Source organism: Pantoea sp. PNA 14-12 (genome assembly GCF_004364735.1).
Classification (GTDB): Bacteria; Pseudomonadota; Gammaproteobacteria; order Enterobacterales; family Enterobacteriaceae; genus Pantoea; species Pantoea stewartii.
The window spans coordinates 948,513-967,944 of the sequence record NZ_SOAJ01000001.1 but is presented as its reverse complement, the minus strand read 5'-3'; the positions used below and the strand labels follow the sequence as shown (position 1 = coordinate 967,944).

The 19,432-nt window shown below is 53.8% G+C and carries 18 protein-coding genes, 1 other RNA gene and 1 other annotated feature; of the genes, 4 read left to right on the top strand and 15 right to left on the bottom strand.

Annotated features, from left to right (window positions below; genetic code table 11):
- Positions 1 to 28 precede the first annotated feature (28 nt).
- A complete protein-coding gene (ydiK, locus tag C7434_RS04660; RefSeq protein WP_006118968.1) occupies positions 29 to 1,123 on the top strand; it encodes an AI-2E family transporter YdiK in 1,095 nt (364 codons plus the stop codon).
- Between the two features lie 259 nt (positions 1,124 to 1,382).
- Positions 1,383 to 1,492, top strand: an RNA gene (gene rprA / locus C7434_RS04655) — antisense sRNA RprA.
- Positions 1,493 to 1,695: 203 nt separating this feature from the next.
- On the opposite strand, the gene ppsA is transcribed toward rprA, so the two are convergent.
- Positions 1,696 to 4,080, bottom strand: coding sequence for a phosphoenolpyruvate synthase (ppsA, locus tag C7434_RS04650; RefSeq protein WP_033741141.1), 2,385 nt, complete (start codon positions 4,078 to 4,080; stop codon positions 1,696 to 1,698).
- 439 nt (positions 4,081 to 4,519) lie between these two features.
- Between ppsA and C7434_RS04645 the strand changes: the two genes are divergently transcribed.
- A complete protein-coding gene (locus C7434_RS04645; RefSeq protein ID WP_006118966.1) occupies positions 4,520 to 5,347 on the top strand; it encodes a pyruvate, water dikinase regulatory protein in 828 nt (275 codons plus the stop codon).
- Positions 5,348 to 5,498: 151 nt separating this feature from the next.
- Positions 5,499 to 6,545, top strand: a complete 1,047-nt coding sequence (locus tag C7434_RS04640) for a 3-deoxy-7-phosphoheptulonate synthase (RefSeq protein WP_033741140.1) — start codon at positions 5,499 to 5,501, stop codon at positions 6,543 to 6,545.
- 1 nt (position 6,546) lies between these two features.
- Here C7434_RS04640 and C7434_RS04635 read toward each other — a convergent pair whose 3' ends face one another.
- From C7434_RS04635 to thrS, 14 genes are all read right to left on the bottom strand, one after another.
- On the bottom strand, positions 6,547 to 7,983 hold the full coding sequence (locus C7434_RS04635) for a protein adenylyltransferase SelO (protein ID WP_033741138.1): 1,437 nt from the start codon (positions 7,981 to 7,983) through the stop codon (positions 6,547 to 6,549).
- Positions 7,984 to 8,074: 91 nt separating this feature from the next.
- Positions 8,075 to 8,809 (bottom strand): EAL domain-containing protein, encoded by a 735-nt coding sequence (locus C7434_RS04630; protein ID WP_006118964.1) that lies wholly within the window; start codon positions 8,807 to 8,809, stop codon positions 8,075 to 8,077.
- A 291-nt stretch (positions 8,810 to 9,100) separates the two neighbouring features.
- Positions 9,101 to 9,559 carry an NlpC/P60 family protein gene (locus C7434_RS04625; RefSeq protein WP_033741136.1) on the bottom strand — a complete coding sequence of 153 codons (459 nt, stop codon included), beginning with the start codon at positions 9,557 to 9,559 and terminating at the stop codon, positions 9,101 to 9,103.
- Between the two features lie 66 nt (positions 9,560 to 9,625).
- Positions 9,626 to 10,375: a vitamin B12 ABC transporter ATP-binding protein BtuD gene (gene btuD / locus C7434_RS04620; protein ID WP_033741133.1), complete on the bottom strand. Its 750-nt coding sequence runs from the start codon at positions 10,373 to 10,375 to the stop codon at positions 9,626 to 9,628.
- Entirely contained in the window at positions 10,376 to 10,921 is a 546-nt protein-coding gene (locus C7434_RS04615; RefSeq protein WP_133745194.1) for a glutathione peroxidase, read from the bottom strand.
- A 15-nt stretch (positions 10,922 to 10,936) separates the two neighbouring features.
- On the bottom strand, positions 10,937 to 11,944 hold the full coding sequence (btuC, locus tag C7434_RS04610) for a vitamin B12 ABC transporter permease BtuC (RefSeq protein WP_033741127.1): 1,008 nt from the start codon (positions 11,942 to 11,944) through the stop codon (positions 10,937 to 10,939).
- Between the two features lie 99 nt (positions 11,945 to 12,043).
- Positions 12,044 to 12,346: an integration host factor subunit alpha gene (gene ihfA / locus C7434_RS04605; protein ID WP_006118960.1), complete on the bottom strand. Its 303-nt coding sequence runs from the start codon at positions 12,344 to 12,346 to the stop codon at positions 12,044 to 12,046.
- 4 nt (positions 12,347 to 12,350) lie between these two features.
- Positions 12,351 to 14,738 carry a phenylalanine--tRNA ligase subunit beta gene (gene pheT / locus C7434_RS04600; protein WP_133745193.1) on the bottom strand — a complete coding sequence of 796 codons (2,388 nt, stop codon included), beginning with the start codon at positions 14,736 to 14,738 and terminating at the stop codon, positions 12,351 to 12,353.
- Positions 14,739 to 14,752: 14 nt separating this feature from the next.
- A complete protein-coding gene (gene pheS, locus C7434_RS04595) occupies positions 14,753 to 15,736 on the bottom strand; it encodes a phenylalanine--tRNA ligase subunit alpha (protein WP_033741123.1) in 984 nt (327 codons plus the stop codon).
- 71 nt (positions 15,737 to 15,807) lie between these two features.
- Positions 15,808 to 15,933, bottom strand: a sequence feature (Phe leader region).
- Positions 15,884 to 15,928 carry a pheST operon leader peptide PheM gene (gene pheM, locus C7434_RS21910; protein WP_106120997.1) on the bottom strand — a complete coding sequence of 15 codons (45 nt, stop codon included), beginning with the start codon at positions 15,926 to 15,928 and terminating at the stop codon, positions 15,884 to 15,886. Its footprint overlaps the feature before it by 45 nt.
- A 116-nt stretch (positions 15,934 to 16,049) precedes the next feature.
- Positions 16,050 to 16,406 carry a 50S ribosomal protein L20 gene (gene rplT, locus C7434_RS04580; protein ID WP_006118956.1) on the bottom strand — a complete coding sequence of 119 codons (357 nt, stop codon included), beginning with the start codon at positions 16,404 to 16,406 and terminating at the stop codon, positions 16,050 to 16,052.
- A gap of 44 nt (positions 16,407 to 16,450) precedes the next feature.
- The gene (gene rpmI, locus C7434_RS04575; protein ID WP_006118955.1) at positions 16,451 to 16,648 is read right to left on the bottom strand and encodes a 50S ribosomal protein L35; all 198 of its coding nucleotides are present in this window, start codon (positions 16,646 to 16,648) and stop codon (positions 16,451 to 16,453) included.
- Positions 16,649 to 16,748: 100 nt separating this feature from the next.
- Entirely contained in the window at positions 16,749 to 17,300 is a 552-nt protein-coding gene (gene infC, locus C7434_RS04570; RefSeq protein WP_006118954.1) for a translation initiation factor IF-3, read from the bottom strand.
- 3 nt (positions 17,301 to 17,303) lie between these two features.
- The gene (thrS, locus tag C7434_RS04565; protein WP_006118953.1) at positions 17,304 to 19,232 is read right to left on the bottom strand and encodes a threonine--tRNA ligase; all 1,929 of its coding nucleotides are present in this window, start codon (positions 19,230 to 19,232) and stop codon (positions 17,304 to 17,306) included.
- Between the last annotated feature and the right edge of the window lie 200 nt (positions 19,233 to 19,432).

Genomic DNA, 19,432 nt, shown 5'->3' with positions numbered 1-19,432 from the left:
GACGGATCTCAAAGAGGTAATGCTTAAGATGAAAAGCCTGGAACGGCAGATAGACCTTCCCCAAATGTTGTTCACTCTGATATTCATTTTGCTGTTGATTGCCGCCTGCTTATGGGTGGTGCAACCTTTTATCCTCGGCTTCGCCTGGGCCAGCATGGTAGTGATTGCGACCTGGCCGTTGATGCTGAGAATTCAGCGACTGCTCTGGGGCCGGCGTTCTCTGGCCGTCATTGTGATGACCATTCTGCTTCTGCTGCTGTTTATTATTCCGGTTGCCCTGCTGGTGAACAGCCTGATTGATAACAGTGCTCCGGTAATTGCTTGGGCGACGCAGGGCCATATGCTGCCGACGCTGAGCTGGCTGAATGACATTCCTGTGGTCGGGGAAAAACTGTATGCCAGCTACCAGAAACTGGTGGCCGGCGGCGGTGCGGCCATCATGGCCAAGCTTCAGCCTTACGTCGGTCGTACAACAGGCTTCTTTGTTGCGCAGGCCGGACACTTTGGCCGGTTTATGATTCATCTGGCCGTGATGCTGCTGTTTAGCGTGCTGCTCTACTGGCGCGGTGAACAGGCGGCGCTGGGGATTCGCCATTTCGCTGTGCGCATGGCGGGCCGTCGCGGTGATGCCGCCGTTTTGCTGGCCGGGCAAGCCGTACGCGCGGTGGCGCTGGGCGTGGTGGTGACTGCGCTGGTACAGGGCGTGCTGGGCGGTATCGGGCTGGCCATCTCCGGCATTCCTTATGCGACCTTGCTGACCGTCCTGATGATCCTCTGCTGTCTGGTCCAGATTGGTCCCCTGCTGGTGCTGGTGCCCGCCATCGTTTATCTCTACTGGAGCGGCGATACGACCTGGGGCACAGTGCTGCTGGTGTGGAGCTGCGTCGTCGGAACACTGGACAATATTTTGCGTCCCGTGCTGATTCGTATGGGTGCCGACCTGCCGCTGATTCTGATTTTATCCGGTGTCATTGGCGGACTCATCGCGTTTGGCATGATCGGACTGTTTATCGGCCCCGTCGTGCTGGCCGTCTCCTATCGCCTGGTGTCCGTCTGGATGAATGAAGTGCCCAGACCACCGGTCGATCCGCTCAAAGCCCTGGACGAAAAGACGGATCAATAGGCCCTGTTCTGCATTTCATATGATTAGTAGTGGTTAAGTAGGCTGGCTGATTAAGATATCACCAGCCTTTTTTTCATTAGTAGTTTTTAAGATAAAACGCATATTTAGCGCTTTAAGCCCATTTTTCGGCCTGAAATGATTATTTTTCATACATAATAACTCTCCTCAACGCTCTTAATGATGGTCAAAATATTATTTCCTTTAAACTAATAAGAGGATTCTTAAAGACGCCAGCAAGCGGTATGAATAACATATTTAACAAGTTTGAAATCAACTCACTGATTTCTAAACACCCTTATTTCCCCTGAGTAGCGTAAAGAATTGCTGTGTGTAGTCTTTGCCCATCCCCTGTGATGGGCTTTTTTTTGCCTGTCGAAAAGGGGTTGCTCCCTCTTTTTACCGGTCAGGTTGTATGAACAGGCCGAAGAGCAACCTCGTCCCTTATACGCTTTCCGCGCAAGTGATATCTCGACAACCGGATCGGGTCAGCACTGATCAACCCCGTCTGTTTTTCCGCTGGGAATAAAAAAGCCAGCTTGCGCTGGCCTTAAAGTAACAGTGTAAACGTCGCGTCAGGCAGACTTATTCAGGGCCGCCAGGCTCAGCCACGTTTCCACGACGGTATCCGGGTTAAGTGACAAACTGTCGATGCCCTGCTCCATCAACCAGGCCGCAAAATCCTGATGATCCGAAGGCCCTTGTCCACAGATACCGACGTATTTACCCTGTTTTTTCGCCGCCTTGATCGCCATGGACAGTAAGGCTTTCACCGCCTCATTGCGTTCATCAAACAGGGCAGACACGACGCCGGAATCACGATCGAGCCCCAGCGCCAGCTGCGTCATGTCGTTCGAGCCAATGGAGAAGCCGTCAAAGTGCTGTAAAAACTGCTCCGCCAGCAGAGCATTTGACGGGATTTCACACATCATAATGACCTTCAGTCCGTTCTCACCCCGTTTCAGGCCCTGGCGACCTAACTCTTCGACCACCGCCTGCGCCTGGTCCACCGTACGTACAAACGGCACCATGATCTCGACATTGGTCAGTCCCATGTCATTTCGCACCCGCTTCACCGCTTCACACTCAAGCGCAAAACAGTCGCGGAAGCTTTCTGACACGTAACGACCAGCGCCGCGGAAGCCCAGCATGGGGTTCTCTTCTTCCGGTTCGTACCGTTCCCCGCCGACCAGATTGGCGTATTCATTGGTTTTGAAGTCGGACAATCGCACAATCACCCGTTTGGGTGCGAATGCCGCGCCCAGGGTCGCGATACCTTCAGTCAGGCGCGCAATATAGAACTCGACGGGATCGTCAAAGCCTTTCATCAGCTGACGGATGTGTTGCTGCAACGCCGGCGGTTGTTGGTCAAACTCAAGCAGCGCTTTAGGATGCACACCGATCATGCGGTTGATGATGAACTCCAGGCGCGCCAGCCCAACCCCTTCATTGGGTAAGCAGGCAAAATCAAAGGCGCGATCCGGGTTACCCACGTTCATCATCACCTTCAGCGGCAGGTCCGGCATGGTATCGACCTGCGAACTGGTCACGTCAAAATCGAGCAGTTCGTCGTAAACATAGCCGGTATCGCCTTCCGCACAGGACACGGTCACGGTATGACCTTCTTTCAGGCGCTCGGTGGCATCGCCGCACCCGACCACCGCCGGAATTCCCAATTCACGCGCTATAATCGCGGCATGACAGGTACGCCCCCCGCGATTGGTGACAATAGCGGAGGCCTTTTTCATGATCGGTTCCCAGTCAGGATCGGTCATATCGGTCACCAGCACGTCACCTTTTTCGATACGGTTCATTTCGCTGATGTCATGAATCACCTTAACCGGCCCGGCACCAATGCGATGGCCAATTGCACGGCCTTCAATGACCACATTTCCCTGGCCTTGCAGGGTGTAACGCTCCATCACCTGACCATTTGAGCGCACGGTTTCCGGTCGCGCCTGCACGATGAACAGCTTGCCGGTATGCCCGTCTTTTGCCCATTCAATATCCATCGGGCGCTTATAGTGCTGCTCGATCAGTACCGCCTGCTGTGCCAGCGCCTGAACTTCGCTGTCGTTCAGGCAGAAGCGGTCGCGTTCCGTTTCCGGCACATCCTCGATTCGCACCTGCTCGCCGTGCTCACGTGAATCGGCATACACCATCCGCACTTTTTTCGAGCCCATGTTGCGGCGCACGATTGCCGGACGCTTCGCGGCCAGTGTGGGTTTATGCACGTAAAACTCATCCGGGTTGACAGCGCCCTGCACCACCATTTCGCCCAGACCCAGCGCCGCCGTGATAAACACCACCTGATCGAAGCCAGATTCCGTATCAATGGTAAACATCACGCCTGATGCGGCCAGATCGGAACGGACCATACGCTGTATGCCTGCCGACAGGGCAACACCCCGGTGATCGTAGCCCTGATGAACACGGTAAGAGATGGCACGATCGTTAAACAGGGATGCGTAAACATGTTTCACCGCTACCATCACAGCTTCGATGCCCTGCACGTTCAGAAAGGTTTCCTGTTGTCCGGCAAAGGAAGCATCGGGCATATCTTCTGCGGTGGCCGAGGAGCGTACGGCAAAAGAGGCCTCGGCATCGTCTGCTGAGAGCTGTTCGTAGGCCGACAAAATGGCGGCTTCAAGTTCAGGCTGGAAGGGCGTTTCGACGACCCACTGACGAATCTGCTTACCTGCTTTCGCCAGTTGATCAACATCATCAATATTGGTGTCATCCAGCAATGCATAAATACGCTGGTTCAGACCGCTCTGCTCAAGAAACTGATTAAAGGCCCAGGAGGTGGTCGCGAAACCATTGGGTACCGAAACCCCCAGAGAGGACAAATTGGTAATCATCTCACCCAGAGACGCATTTTTGCCTCCTACCCGATCAACATCATGCATGCCAAGCTGGTTGTACCAGAGTACTAACGGCTGTTCGCCTTTATTGGACATTGAACTGATCCTTTATTAATGAATGGGCACATGGAAAATCCTGCTATTAACACAATCAGCCTGGCATAAGGTTTTGGCAAACACGATCTGTTGAATCGTTAAAGCAGATTCTGCGCGGCAGTTTCAGACTATAACCCGCTTTTTTAAGACGTTGCGCAAAGGATTGTTTTTATCACAACCTACTCATTTAAAAGTGTTTTTCATTTCAGTGCCGCCTGAAGCGTCGTTTTTGTTGCGCAACAAGGCGGGTGGAAAAGGCAGCTTCAGGCGCGCTTTTCATGGCAAATCTGTGGCGGAGAAAAGGAATATTTTCTGTCGGTTATGCTAAAACTGTACGACAAATGGTTAAGCCAGACTTCACATGCCCCCGCTGGGATTCGCGCGCCTGAACTTAACCCTGCTCCGTCTTTTCACGACTTCCTTGCACGAGGCAAGCCCCATGACCACCGACAGAAGCGTTTTTTATATCTCCGACGGCACTGCGATTACCGCCGAAGTGTTAGGCCACGCTGTGCTATCGCAGTTTCCCGTTAACACCAACAGTGTCACCCTGCCGTTTGTTGAAAATGTTCAGCGCGCGCAGGCGGTTAAAGCTCAGATCAATGCCCTTTTTCAGCAAAGCGGCGTGCGTCCACTGGTCTTTTTTTCTATCGTCACGCCGGAAGTGCGCGACATCATTCTGCAAAGTGACGGGTTTTGTCAGGACATTGTTCAGGCGCTGGTCGCTCCGCTTCAGCAGGAGCTTGGTCTCGCACCGGCACCGGTCGCACACCGAACGCACGGACTGGATGCCAGCAATCTGGGCAAATACGATGCGCGTATTGCGGCGATTGATTACACCCTGGCACATGATGACGGCATTTCACTGCGCGGCCTGGAAGACGCGCAGGTCATTCTGTTAGGCGTTTCCCGTTGTGGTAAAACCCCCACCAGCCTCTATCTGGCGATGCAGTTTGGTATTCGTGCCGCGAACTATCCGTTTATTGCCGATGATATGGATAACCTGAAACTGCCACCCGCTCTGCGCCAGCATCAGCATAAACTGTTTGGCCTGACAATTGACCCGGAACGCCTGGCGGCCATACGTCAGGAACGCGCGGAAAATACCCGCTATGCTTCCCTGCGTCAGTGTCGGCTGGAGGTGGGCGAAGTGGAAGCGCTGTTCCGTACCCACCAGATTCGCTATCTCAACAGTACCAACTATTCCGTGGAAGAGATCGCCACCAAGATCCTCGATATTATGGGCCTGACGCGCCGCATGTACTGATTCGCCGCCGGCAGCGCCCTGTAACGTGGCGCTGCCGTAATTTTGCCTGCCATTGTCACGTTGATGCTTGAATTCACAAGCTAATGGTTTATTGTGACCCTCATCACTTCCCGGTATTCCACCGCTGCGAAGAACACATTTAGAGAACACCATGAATAAAACTGACGAACTGCGCACGGCGCGCATTGGCAGCCTGATCTCTCCTGCCAGTCTGGCAGCTGAATATCCGCTTTCCTCCGCCATGGCCGATAATATCACCGCAGCACGCAAGCGCATTGCGCGCATCCTCACGGGCGACGATCCCCGTCTGCTGGTCGTGATTGGTCCCTGCTCCCTGCATGACCCGGTGGCGGCTTTAGACTATGCCCGGCGTTTAAATGCGCTGCGCGAGCAGTATCAGGACCGGCTGGAAATCGTGATGCGGGCCTATTTTGAAAAGCCACGTACGGTGGTCGGCTGGAAAGGCCTGATCTCCGATCCGGATCTGGACGGTAGCTTTGATGTGAACCGCGGCATCGGCATTGCCCGTAAACTACTGATTGATATCAACGCACTCGGCTTACCCACAGCAACGGAATTTCTGGATATGGTGATCGGGCAGTTTATTGCCGATCTGATCAGCTGGGGGGCCATTGGAGCCCGCACCACTGAAAGCCAGATCCATCGTGAAATGGCCTCTGCGCTCTCCTGTCCTGTCGGCTTCAAAAACGGCACCGATGGCAATGTGCGTATTGCTGTGGATGCCATTCGCGCTGCCCGAACCAGCCATATGTTCCTGTCGCCGGATAAACAGGGGCAGATGACCATTTACCAGACCAGCGGCAACCCGCACGGCCATGTGATTTTACGTGGCGGTAAACAGCCCAATTATCATGCCACCGATGTCGCCGAGGCGACTGCCTGCCTGAATGAATTCGGCTTAGCGCCACAGCTGGTGATTGATTTCAGCCACGGCAACTGCCTGAAACAGCATCGTCGTCAGCGCGACGTTGCTGCTGATGTGGCTGAACAGATCAAAGGAGGTTCACGCGCGGTAGCGGGCGTGATGATCGAAAGTTTTATCGAAGAAGGCAATCAGAAAGTGGTGAGCGGTGAGCCCCTGACGTACGGTCAGTCCATCACCGATCCCTGCCTCAACTGGCAAGACAGCGAAGCTGTACTGGCCCTGTTAGCTGAGGCAGTTTCTCACCGTTTATAACTTAGCTGGAACAACTGACTTCCAGTGATTTGCCCCAGTCCGGCGGCCGTTGACGATACTCAGCGGCCGTCGCGTCACTGAAGGGCTGCTGAAGCGCCTGATGTAAACGGGCCAGCGCCCCGCTCTCACCCTGCTCCGCCGCCTCGATCGCCTGCTGTGCCAGATAATTTCGCAAGACCAGCGCCGGATTGGCCGCTTTCATCACCTGTTGGCGCGTCGCATCGCTGACCTGCTCCTGCAACAAACGGGTGCGGTAATCCTGATACCAGCGATCAAAGGCAGCGCGATCGATAAATTCATCCCGTAACGGCGATCGCTGTTCTGACTGCTGCGTTTCACTGAGCAGGCGGAACGTCAGCGTATAATCGCGCCGTTCCTGACTCATTAAGCTGAGCAGACCGGTCAGAATCGCGTTATCCCCTGCCTCTTCGGTCAGAAAGCCCAGTTTCGCCCGCATCCGCTGGCCCCAGACGCGCATCAGTTCGTTTTCATAACCGCTCAGCGCCTGCTTTAGCTGCTCTGTACTGAGTAATCCTGACAGGGCATGCGCCAGACGATTAAGGTTCCACAGACCGATCATCGGCTGATTCTCGAAGCTGTAGCGCCCCTGGTAATCGCTGTGATTACAGATAAAGTCCGGCTGATAGTCATCCAGAAAACCGTAAGGGCCGTAATCCAGCGTCAGGCCAAGGATCGACATGTTGTCGGTATTCATCACACCATGCGCAAAGCCCACGCTCTGCCACTGCGCAATCAGGCGTGCTGTGCGCAGGACGATATCGGCGAACCACAGATAATAACGGTCGGCGTCCTCCGCCAGATGCGGCCAGTGATGACGAATGGCATACTCCGCCAGCTGTTTGACCTTGTCAGGCTGCTGGCTGTAAAAGAAGTGTTCGAAATGGCCAAAGCGCAGATGACTCGGCGCGATCCGCATCAGCATTGCACCGCGCTCAGCGGTTTCACGGTAAACCGGCTCATCGCTGATGGCTATCGTTAACGCGCGCGTGGTCGGGATCCCCAGATGGTGCAGCGCCTCCGAGGCCAGAAACTCACGCACCGTCGAGCGCACCACAGCACGACCATCGCCCATGCGCGAATACGGCGTCAGCCCTGCGCCTTTTAAATGCCAGTCGAGACGGCTGCCATCTTGCTGGCGCTGCTCACCCAGCAGAATGCCGCGCCCGTCACCCAGCTGACCTGCCCAGACGCCGAACTGGTGGCCACTGTATACCTGCGCCAGCGGTTGCATACCCGGCAACAGTGACGCACCGTACCAGACACCGTGCCCCTGCCCGGTAAACAGATCGCTCTCCAGCGCCATTTCGTGCGCCAGCGGACCGTTGTGATATAACAGTCTGCCACCGGCAAGCGGGGTGGGATGTAAGGCGGTATAAGTACCCGAAAGCTCTCGAAACCAGCTGTTGTCAAAGACCATGTCTACTCCCAAACGACACCGGGTATCGTATGATAAAACCCACAGTGTAGCGTTGATAGCCGGGATTAAACAGGCGACAGTCGTGCAAATATCAGGGAGAGTGCAGGAATTGCTCGGAGTAGATCAAGGACTCAAACGCATCAGATTTCACCACCGGGAACAAGGCACCCTGCAGATGCACATTACTTAGATGGCTAACTTTATCCAGTAAAATTTCGTCATCTACGCCACAAATAATCATCCGATCGCAATGGCTACGGAAATTATCAATGATGCTTTGCATAAATGGTAAAAAAGAAGCACGTTTAGCAAGCGACTGAATAAAGTGTTTATCCAGCCTGATACAGCTAAACAGATTATCGTAAACGGCAGTCGTCGACGATTTCCCCGCGCCAAAATGCGACAGAGACAATTTAAACTCACCATATAACGCCGCGAGAAGCGGATTATTTTTTCCCAAATGGAGCGAGAGAAACGTTTCGCTGATATCCAACCTTAAAAAGGGCAGTTGTTTTATTTTACGCGTCAGAAACTCACTTTCGAGCAGGGTGCTTGCCATGCCCTCGTCTGTGGGCATAAAGGCCAGCAGATTGTGCGTTTCGAAAAAGGTCTGATGCTTTTCCAGTAACGAAACCTGCCGCTGCAGCAGGCGCAGGCGCTGTGTCTCATCAAGCTGCGGCAACAGAACATCCTGCGGCAACGTGATAGGCGCACTTTCGTGGACGAACTGGGTAGCCAGCTCAATAGCGGTTAAGTGCCCTTCCTGGGAACAGGCGGCATAAAACCAAATTTCCGACTCATAGTCGGCCGACAGATGAATTTTCATTTTACAGCCAGTATATGTGGCGATAGTGCATCGTATATGATTAAAAACTTACTGGCAATAGTAGCAAAGGACTGATGAGATAGATATTTTTAGGCCATTACTGGCTTTAGTTTTAAGAAAATAAACTTTAAGCCAAATAATTTTTGGGACAATTCTGTAAAGTATGAAAAAGATTCCCGCTCCCAATGTTATAAATAAAATGAGTTGGTTAAAGCCAAATTAGGAATATTTTTTAGATCCGGTCATTTTCTGAATTAATCCGCACTAACCGGGCGGGCTTAGGTTGACAAATTATATGCGTCGCGCCTGCCAAAACACTTTCCGCCAGTAGACATTATCCAGCGAGGACCGAATGACGCCCTGACTGGTTGAAGCATGGATGAAGGCGTTATCCGTGTCGTAAATGCCCACATGTAAGCCATTTTCGCCACTGCCGGTCCTGAAGAACACCAGGTCGCCGGGCAGAAGGTCCTCTTTGCTGATGCGCGTGCCGATATCACTCTGGGCGGCGGTACTGCGTGGGAGCTGCAAATCAAACTTATCCCGAAATGTCAGATAGACAAAACCCGAGCAGTCAACGCCCTTGCGGCTCATGCCACCATAGCGATACGGTGTTCCCCGCCAGCTCCCCAGTTGATCGTTGAGCTGCGCGATAACGGTAATGGAGTCAGAGAGGCGACCATTGACAGGCGGTGCACGATGGCTACAGCCCACCAACAGTAACACCACGAACAGCAACCCCATGCGCATCACAGCTCATCCTTAATCAGTTATAACGGGGTAAATGTAGCGGCAAAGCCCGCTACGTGGCAAGTCTCAGGGTAAAACCGTTAGCAGCGGACGGCCTTCCAGGGTGAGTTGTCGGAAAGGGATACCGTAGAGTGGCGTGAGCTGTTCCGGGCGCAGGATTTCACAGGGTTTGCCCTGTGCCACAACAGCGCCCTGATGCAACAGCCAGACCCGATCGGCATGCCACAGGCTGTGGTTAAGGTCATGGCTGCTGGCAATCACACAAACCCCTGCACGACAGAGTTCCTGAATCAGATTATCGACAGCGTGTTGCTGCGCCACATCCAGCGCCGTCATGGGTTCGTCAAGAATCAGCAGTTTACCGTCCGCATTAATCTGCGGATCGATTTGTGCCATGACCGCACAGAGCCGGACGCGCTGCCATTCGCCCCCGGAAAGCTGATTCAGCGGTCGGGAGAGTTTTTCTGTCAACTGCAGCCGGGCGAGTAAGCTCATTAACCGCGCATCATTGTGTGGTCCTGAAGACGCCAGATGCAGACGAAGATAGTGATAAACCGGCATCATGCCGGGTGGCAGCTGCTGTTGAGGCAGCCAGCCGCGCACCCGGGCCAGCGCCGGTCCGGGCCAGTCAGCCAGCGCTTTATCCTGTAAAGTCATCTGACCGGTTATCGGCTCCAGACCGGCCAGCGCGGACAACAAGGTGCTTTTGCCCGCGCCATTCGGCCCCACCAGATGGATCAGATGCCCGGCATGAAGCGCACCGCTCACCGGTTGCAGCCGTCCGGCAACGGCAGCCGCTTGCAGGCTGAGTAACACCTACTTAGCCAGCGCGACCTTAATCGTTTCCAGAATAATCGGGTCTTCTGGCGACATATCGGGTGAGAAACGCTGGATCACGCTGCCGTCACGTCCAATCAGGAATTTTTCAAAATTCCACAAAATATCCCCTGGCGCTTTTGGTGCCCAGCCTTTACTGACCATACGCTCATAAAAGCCACTTTCTTCCGGCCGAACGGCATCCGGTTTTGCGGCCACCAGCTGCGCATAAAGCGGATGACGATGTTCACCATTCACCTCACATTTTTCGAACAGAGGGAAGGTCACACCGTAGGTGGTGCTGCAAAACGTCTTGATTTCTTCGCTGGTGCCGGGTTCCTGCTCCAGGAACTGATTGCACGGAAAACCCAGTACACTGAAGCCCTGGTCATGCCAGGCTTCATGGATATTTTCCAGGGCTTCGTATTGCGGCGTTAAACCACATTTCGAGGCCACGTTCACCACCAGCAGGACGTTGCCCTGCCAGGCAGACAGCGTGGTTTTCTCACCATCCAGCGTAACCAGTTCAGTTTGATAAATGCTCATACGGGGTTCCTGTGGTTAAGACTTGTTTGTCAGCGCAGGCTGACGTGTCGATTTGACTAACAGAACGATAAACAATGGCGCACCCAGCGTGGCCGTGACCACGCCAACAGGCAACTCAGCCGAGGCCAGTGCCAGACGGGCAATAATATCTGCCCCCAGCAGTACGCTGGCCCCTGCCAGCGCGGAGGCCGGCAGCAACGCACGATGATCGTGCAATCCCACCAGGCGTAACAGATGAGGAATGACCAGCCCGACAAATCCTATCGCCCCGGCCAGCGCAACGCTTACCCCGACCAGCCAGCCCATGGCCAGCACCAGCAGATTACGCCAGCAGACCAGAGACAGTCCCAACTGGCGCGCGGAGGTCTCACCGAGGGCCAACAGATTGAGCGCGCGGGCCGCCGTCATGCTGGCCAGAATCACCGGCAATAACGCCAGCATCATCCAGCCATAACGCCAGTCGATGCCGCTGAATCCGCCCATCATCCAGTACATCAGTTGGCGCAAATCGAGACTGCTGCTGAAATACACCGCCCAGGTCATCATCGCGCTGCAAATCATGCCCAGCGCTACGCCGGTGAGCAACAAACGGCTGACGGATAAATGGCGGTGGGCAAAGTGCAGCAGAATCAGCGTAATCACCAACGCGCCCGCTATCGCCGAAAGCGAGAGGCTCCATAATGCGCCGCCGCTGAACAGCACGCCCGCCACCAGGCCAATGCCTGCCCCGCTGGACACCCCCAGCAGGCCGGGCTCGGCCAGCGGATTGGTAAACAGCGCCTGCATCATCACCCCGCTCAACGCCAGCGCCGCCCCCACCAGCATCACCGCGACGGTACGGGGTAAACGTAACTGGCCGACAAACAGCCTGCCGCTCTCACTCCACCAGGCGGCAGGCCCTATCCAGCGCTCGCCTGCACACAGGCTGACCGTAAAAAGCGCCAGCAGCAGCAGACTCAGGCCCACCAGCCATTTTTGATTTTGCCGTGTGCTGTGCCGTGCAAGTTGTTCAAGCTGGGACATAAGCGGAATTGATCTGGGTAACAGGGAATTGATTGTAAAAGGATTGCGAAAAAAAGAAATGAAAAAGGCCGCTTGCGCGGCCTTTTTAAAACACTGGGATCAGTCACTGTCTTTGGGTGTGGCGTTCTCAACGCGACTTTTAAGCTTCTGCCCTGGACGGAAGGTGACTACGCGACGTGCAGTAATCGGAATATCCTCTCCCGTTTTTGGGTTTCTGCCCGGACGTTGGTTTTTGTCACGCAGATCAAAATTACCAAACCCCGACAGTTTAACCTGTTCTCCATTTTCCAAAGCGCGGCGAACCTCTTCGAAAAACAGCTCCACTAACTCTTTTGCATCACGTTTGCTCAGCCCGAGTTTCTCAAACAGGTATTCTGACATCTCAGCTTTTGTAAGCGCCATAGGTTCAATCCCTCAAGGTTGCCTGGAATCGCTCTTTTAATGCCGCAACGCATTTGGCAACCGTCGCGGCAATCTCCTCTTCTTCGAGTGTCCGGCTGGTATCCTGCAAAATCAGGCTGATTGCGAGGCTCTTATAGCCCTCGGAAACACCCTTACCTCGGTACACGTCAAACAAGTTTACGCCAACTACCTGATTTACGCCAACTTTCTTACACTCTGCGATGATATCTGCTGCGGGCACGTTTTCCGCCACAACAACGGCGATATCTCGGCGGTTTGCCGGGAAGCGCGAAATCTCTTGCGCATCAGGCAGGACGCGGTCTGCGACCTTATTCCAAAGCAGTTCAAAGACTAAGGTGCGACCGTTGAGATCCAGCTTACGTTCAAGTTCGGGATGAACCACTCCGATAAATCCGATTCGTTCATCATGCAAATAAATTGCCGCACTTTGTCCCGGATGTAACGCCGGATTCGCTTCTGCACGGAAAGTGATGGCGTCGAGCTTACCGGTTAAATCCAGTAATGACTCTAAATCGCCTTTCAAATCATAGAAGTCAACCGCCTGGCGCGCCAGATCCCAGTGCTCTTCGAAGCGATTGCCACTCAGTACGCCGGCCAGCATCAAATCCTGACGGATACCTAAATCTGCCTGTGTATCAGGCACAAAACGCAGGCCGCTCTCAAACAGGCGCACGCGGCTCTGCTGACGATTCTGGTTATAGACCACGGCGCTCAGCAAACCGGTCCACAGCGACAGACGCATGGTGGACATATCGCTGGAAATCGGGCTTGGCAGCAGCAATGCCTCTTCGCCGGGATGCAGCAACTGCTGGACTTTTGGATCCACGAAGCTGTAGGTAATGGCCTCCTGATAGCCTTTATCCACCAGCAGCATCTTCGCGCGTTTCAGCGACAGGTTGGCTTCACGGTGCTTGGTCATTACCAGCCCGGCCTGCACCGGCACGTTCGGGATATTGTTATAACCGTAGATGCGCGCAATCTCTTCCACCAGGTCTTCTTCGATAGCCATATCGAAGCGCCAGGTCGGTGCGACCGCCTGCCATTCCTGACTGCCTACGCTCACCTCACAACAGAGGCGGGTCAGAATGTCGGTCACCTGGGCATCGCTGACCACATGACCGATTAAGCGATCCAGCTTCTCACGACGTAAGGTGATGGTGGCAGGCACCGGCAACGCGGCCTCTACCGTCTGATCGATAACCGGACCGGCTTCGCCGCCACAGATGCTCAGCAGCAGCTGCGTCGCCCGCGCCATCGCCTTGTGCTGCAGCGCCGAATCCACGCCACGCTCGTAACGATGTGAAGCATCCGTATGCAAACCATGACGACGCGCCCGGCCGGTAATCGCCAGCGGCTCAAACCAGGCGCATTCCAGTAAAATATTTTGCGTTTCGGTGTTTACGCCGGAATGCTCACCGCCAAAAATGCCGCCCATCGCCAGCGCTTTCTGGTGGTCAGCAATGACCAGCGTATCGCTGCTGAGTCTGGCTTCTGTACCATCCAGCAGCGTGAGTGCTTCGCCCTCTTCTGCCATGCGCACCACGATCCCGCCGTCAAGACGATCCAGATCGAAGGCGTGCATCGGCTGACCCAGCTCCAGCAGCACGTAGTTGGTGATATCCACGACCGGATCGATAGAGCGAATACCGCAGCGGCGCAGTTTCTCTCTCATCCACAGCGGCGTTGCTGCGGCAACGTTCACGCCTTTGACCACCCGGCCTAAATAGCGAGGACAGGCATCGGTCGCGTCAACGCGAATCGGGAAGGTATCGGGAATCGTGGCAGTGACCGGCTCGATGGCGGGCGCATTCAGCGGCAGGCCGTTCAGGACCGCAACATCCCGAGCGATGCCCATGATGCCCAGACAGTCAGCGCGGTTAGGCGTCACGCTGATTTCGATGGTGTTGTCATCTAACTGCAGATAGTCACGGATATCGGTGCCCACAGGCGCATCGGCAGGCAGTTCAATAATGCCATTGTGATCATCGGAAATACCCAGCTCCGAGAACGAGCACAGCATGCCTTCCGAGGGTTCACCGCGCAGCTTTGCGGCTTTGATTTTGAAATCGCCCGGCAGAACGGCACCCACGGTGGCGACGGCCACTTTCAGGCCCTGACGACAGTTCGGCGCACCGCACACGATGTCCAGCAGACGATCACCCCCGGTGTTGATTTTGGTCACGCGCAGCTTGTCGGCATTCGGGTGCTGACCGCACTCTACGACCTCACCGACCACCACGCCATGAAACGCGCCAGCCACTGGCTCAACGCCATCCACTTCCAGACCCGCCATGGTGATTTGTTCTGACAGCGCTGCGCTGTCAAGGGCTGGATTTACCCATTCGCGTAACCAGAGTTCACTGAATTTCATTGGATAACCTGCCCTTACTTAAATTGTTTGAGGAAACGTAAATCATTTTCGAAGAATGCGCGTAAATCGGTCACGCCGTAACGCAGCATGGTCAGACGCTCCATGCCCATACCAAAGGCGAAGCCCGAGTAGACTTCCGGATCGATACCGACGTTGCGCAGCACGTTAGGATGCACCATGCCGCAGCCCAGCACTTCCAGCCACTTGCCGTTTTTCCCCATCACATCCACTTCCGCAGACGGTTCGGTGAACGGGAAGTAAGACGGACGGAAACGGATCTGCAAATCTTCCTCAAAGAAGTTGTTCAGGAAATCGTGCAGCGTGCCTTTCAGGTTGGTGAAGTTGATGTTCTTATCGACGATCAGGCCTTCCATCTGGTGGAACATCGGCGTGTGCGTCTGATCGTAGTCGTTACGGTACACGCGGCCCGGGGCGATAATGCGCAGCGGCGGCTGCTGGTTTTTCATCGTGCGGATCTGTACGCCGGATGTCTGCGTACGCAGCAGGCGAGTGGCATCGAACCAGAAGGTGTCGTGATCGGCACGTGCCGGGTGATGGCCGGGGATATTCAGCGCGTCAAAGTTATGGTAATCGTCTTCAATTTCCGGGCCGGTCACCACCGCAAATCCCAGTTCACCAAAGAAGGTTTCAATGCGATCGATAGTCCGGGTAACCGGATGCAGCCCACCGTTTTCGATACGGCGTCCCGGCAGCGAGACATCGATGGTTTCCGCCGCCAGACGGGCGTTGAGCGCCGCCGACTCCATCGCTTCTTTGCGGGCATTCAGACGATCTGTCACCTGCTGTTTGGCTTCGTTAATCACGGCACCGGCTGCTGGACGCTCTTCTGCTGGCAGCTCACGCAACGTGGTCATCTGCAAAGTCAGATGCCCTTTTTTCCCCAGATATTCGACGCGCACCGCGTCAAGGGCGGCGATATCGGTCGCCCCGTCGATGGCCGCCGTGGCGTTCGCCACCAGTTCTGCTAGTTGGGACATGTTTTCCTCTTTTTCCAGTCAGGCTGGTTAGTACTTGTTGGGACCTGCCGGTCCAATATGCCAGCGCCAAAAATAAAAAAGCCTCCACGTGGGAGGCTTTCAGCGCGATTTTTCGTTTCTTTTCTTATGCGCAAAAGCCCCTGATTGTCAGGCGCTAAAGTAAAAAAAGAAACGGAAAATAGCAGCATTCATGCTTGCGTTACCTTGTCGTGATACTCAACGGCACTATTGAAAAGCGCAGAGGCGAAAAAGTCAATCTTTTGCTCAGGTTACAGGTAATAAAAAAGGGAGCAAGCTCCCTTTTTCAACTGACTTACGCCAGAGCTGATTTCGCTTTTTCTACCAGTGCAGTGAATGCCACTTTGTCGAATACAGCGATGTCGGCCAGGATTTTACGGTCAATTTCAATGGCTGCTTTTTTCAGACCATTGATGAAACGGCTGTAAGACATACCGTTCTGACGCGCCGCTGCGTTGATACGCGCGATCCACAGCTGACGGAACTGACGCTTACGTTGACGACGGTCGCGGTAAGCATACTGACCAGCTTTGATAACAGCCTGGAAGGCAACGCGGTAAACACGTGAACGTGCACCGTAGTAACCTTTAGCTTGTTTTAAGATTTTTTTGTGACGTGCGCGAGCAACTACACCACGTTTTACACGAGCCATTTAGCTCTCCTGTTTAATATTCTGAATTAATTAAAAAAATTTACTTATGCGTACGGCAGGCAGGCAACAACCAGACCCAGATCGCCTTTAGACACCATGCCTTTCGGACGCAGGTGACGTTTACGCTTGGTAGATTTCTTAGTCAGAATATGACGCAGGTTCGCGTGTTTACGCTTGAAGCCGCCAGAAGCGGTCTTCTTGAAGCGCTTAGCCGCGCCACGTACAGTTTTAATCTTTGGCATTTTAAAAAATATCCACTTCGCATTGTTGATAACATGACCCAGACAGGCGAACAACAAACCGCACAACGCGAGCGCTGCGCGGTCATTGCTACTTGAATGCCTACTGTTTCTTCTTAGGTGCGAGCACCATGATCATCTGGCGGCCTTCGATCTTCGAAGGGAAGGATTCGACAATAGCCAAATCCAGATCATCACACAGGTCTTTACGGACGCGGTTAAGCACTTCCATACCGATCTGCTGGTGCGCCATCTCACGACCGCGGAAACGCAGCGTGATTTTGGCTTTATCGCCTTCTTCCAGAAAGCGAATCAGGTTGCGTAGTTTGACCTGATAGTCGCCATCATCGGTTCCAGGACGGAATTTAATTTCCTTAACCTGAATAACTTTTTGCTTCTTCTTCTGTTCCTTAGAAGATTTGCTTTTTTCATAGAGGAACTTGCCGTAATCCATAATGCGGCAAACCGGCGGTTCGGCGTTCGGGCTGATTTCAACTAAATCTACACCCGCTTCCTCAGCTTTTTCCAAAGCTTCGCGTAGACTGACAATACCAAGTTGCTCGCCTTCAACGCCTGTTAAGCGCACTTCTGTTGCGCGAATTTCACTGTTGATGCGATTCGGACGCGTAGGTTGTACTCGTTTTCCGCCTTTAATACCTTATTCCTCCAATTGGTGAAGATTGCGGCTGCGAATCTCTTGCTGCAGCTTCTCAACAAACACATCGACATCCATCGACCCAAGGTCTTTACCACGGCGGGTGCGAACGGCCACTTTGCCAGCTTCCACCTCTTTATCACCACAGACCAACATATAAGGGACGCGACGTAATGTGTGCTCGCGGATTTTAAAGCCTATCTTCTCGTTTCTCAAGTCCGCTTTCACACGAATGCCAGCATTCTGCAATTTACGTGTCAAAGTCTCAACATATTCTGCCTGACCGTCGGTAATATTCATGACGACAGCCTGCACTGGTGCCAGCCAGCTAGGGAAGAAACCGGCAAACTCTTCGGTCAAAATACCGATAAAGCGTTCCATCGACCCCAGAATCGCACGGTGAATCATCACGGGCGTCTGACGATCGTTGTTTTCACCCACGTAAGTGGCATCCAGACGTTTAGGCAGGGAAAAGTCTAGCTGAACTGTTCCGCACTGCCAGGCACGGTCAAGGCAATCGTATAGAGTAAATTCAATTTTCGGGCCGTAGAAGGCGCCCTCACCCGGCTGGTATTCAAACGCAATGTTGTTTTCATTGAGCGCCGCAGCCAGATCCTCTTCTGCACGATCCCAGGTTTCATCAGAACCGATGCGTTTTTCAGGACGGGTAGACAGTTTCACCACGATCTTTTCAAAGCCAAAGGTGCTGTACATGTCGTAAACCATGCGGATACAGCTGTTCACTTCGGCGCGCAGTTGATCTTCCGTACAGAAAATATGGGCATCATCCTGAGTAAAGCCACGAACGCGCATCAGACCATGTAACGCACCTGAGGGTTCATTACGGTGGCAGCTCCCGAATTCGGCCATACGCAGTGGCAAATCGCGATAGGATTTCAGCCCCTGATTAAAGATTTGCACATGACCCGGGCAGTTCATTGGCTTGATGCAGTACTCACGGTTCTCCGAAGAGGTCGTAAACATCGCATCTTTGTAGTTTTCCCAGTGACCGGTTTTTTCCCACAGCACGCGGTCCATCATGAACGGACCTTTTACTTCCTGGTACTGGTACTCTTTCAGCTTACTGCGGACGAACACTTCCAGTTCACGGAAAATTGTCCAGCCGTCATTATGCCAGAAAACCATACCCGGCGCTTCTTCCTGCATATGGTAGAGGTCGAGCTGTTTACCGATCTTACGGTGGTCGCGCTTCGCCGCTTCTTCCAGACGCTGCAGATAGGCAGACAGCTGCTTTTTATCGGCCCAGGCGGTGCCGTAGATGCGCTGCAACATTTTGTTGTCGCTGTCGCCACGCCAGTAGGCGCCTGAAATTTTCTGCAGTTTGAAATGGTGACAAAAACGCATATTCGGTACGTGCGGACCGCGGCACATATCGACGTATTCTTCATGATGATACAGCCCAGGGCGATCATCATGGCTGATATTCTCGTCCAGGATGGTGGTCTTATAGACTTCACCCCGCGCCGCGAAGACATCGCGCGCTTCCTGCCAGCTGACCTTCTTCTTCACGACATCGTAGTTGGTCTCAGCCAACTGATGCATGCGTTTTTCCAGCAGCTCAATATCTTCCTGGGTCAGCGTGCGATCGATGTCGACATCATAGTAGAAACCGTTGTCGATAACCGGACCAATAGCCATTTTCGTGTCGGGCCACAGCTGCTTAATGGCATGGCCTAACAGGTGCGCGCAAGAGTGACGGATGATTTCAAGACCCGCTTCGTCTTTTGCAGTAATAATGGCGACAGACGCGTCGTCGGTGATGGGATCAACCGCATCGACCAGTTCACCGTTCACTCGTCCGGCGATACAGGCTTTGGCCAGACCGGGGCCGATATCAAGCGCGATGTCCATCACGCTGACAGGGCGATCATAAGTGCGCTGGCTGCCATCAGGAAGCGTAATTACAGGCATAGAATGTCCTTAGTTGCAGTGGTAAGCCACACGAAAGCCTACATACAAAATTGAGTAGTTTGATTCACCTGGCGTGAAATCAGACCCACATTGTCGGAATGTCGCCAGGAAGTTGATGCGGCACGAATAATAGCAGTTTTCAGACGTGAGCAAAACCCATGCCTTTCCGCTAACTCTCAGACAGATCAAAAAAAAGCGGC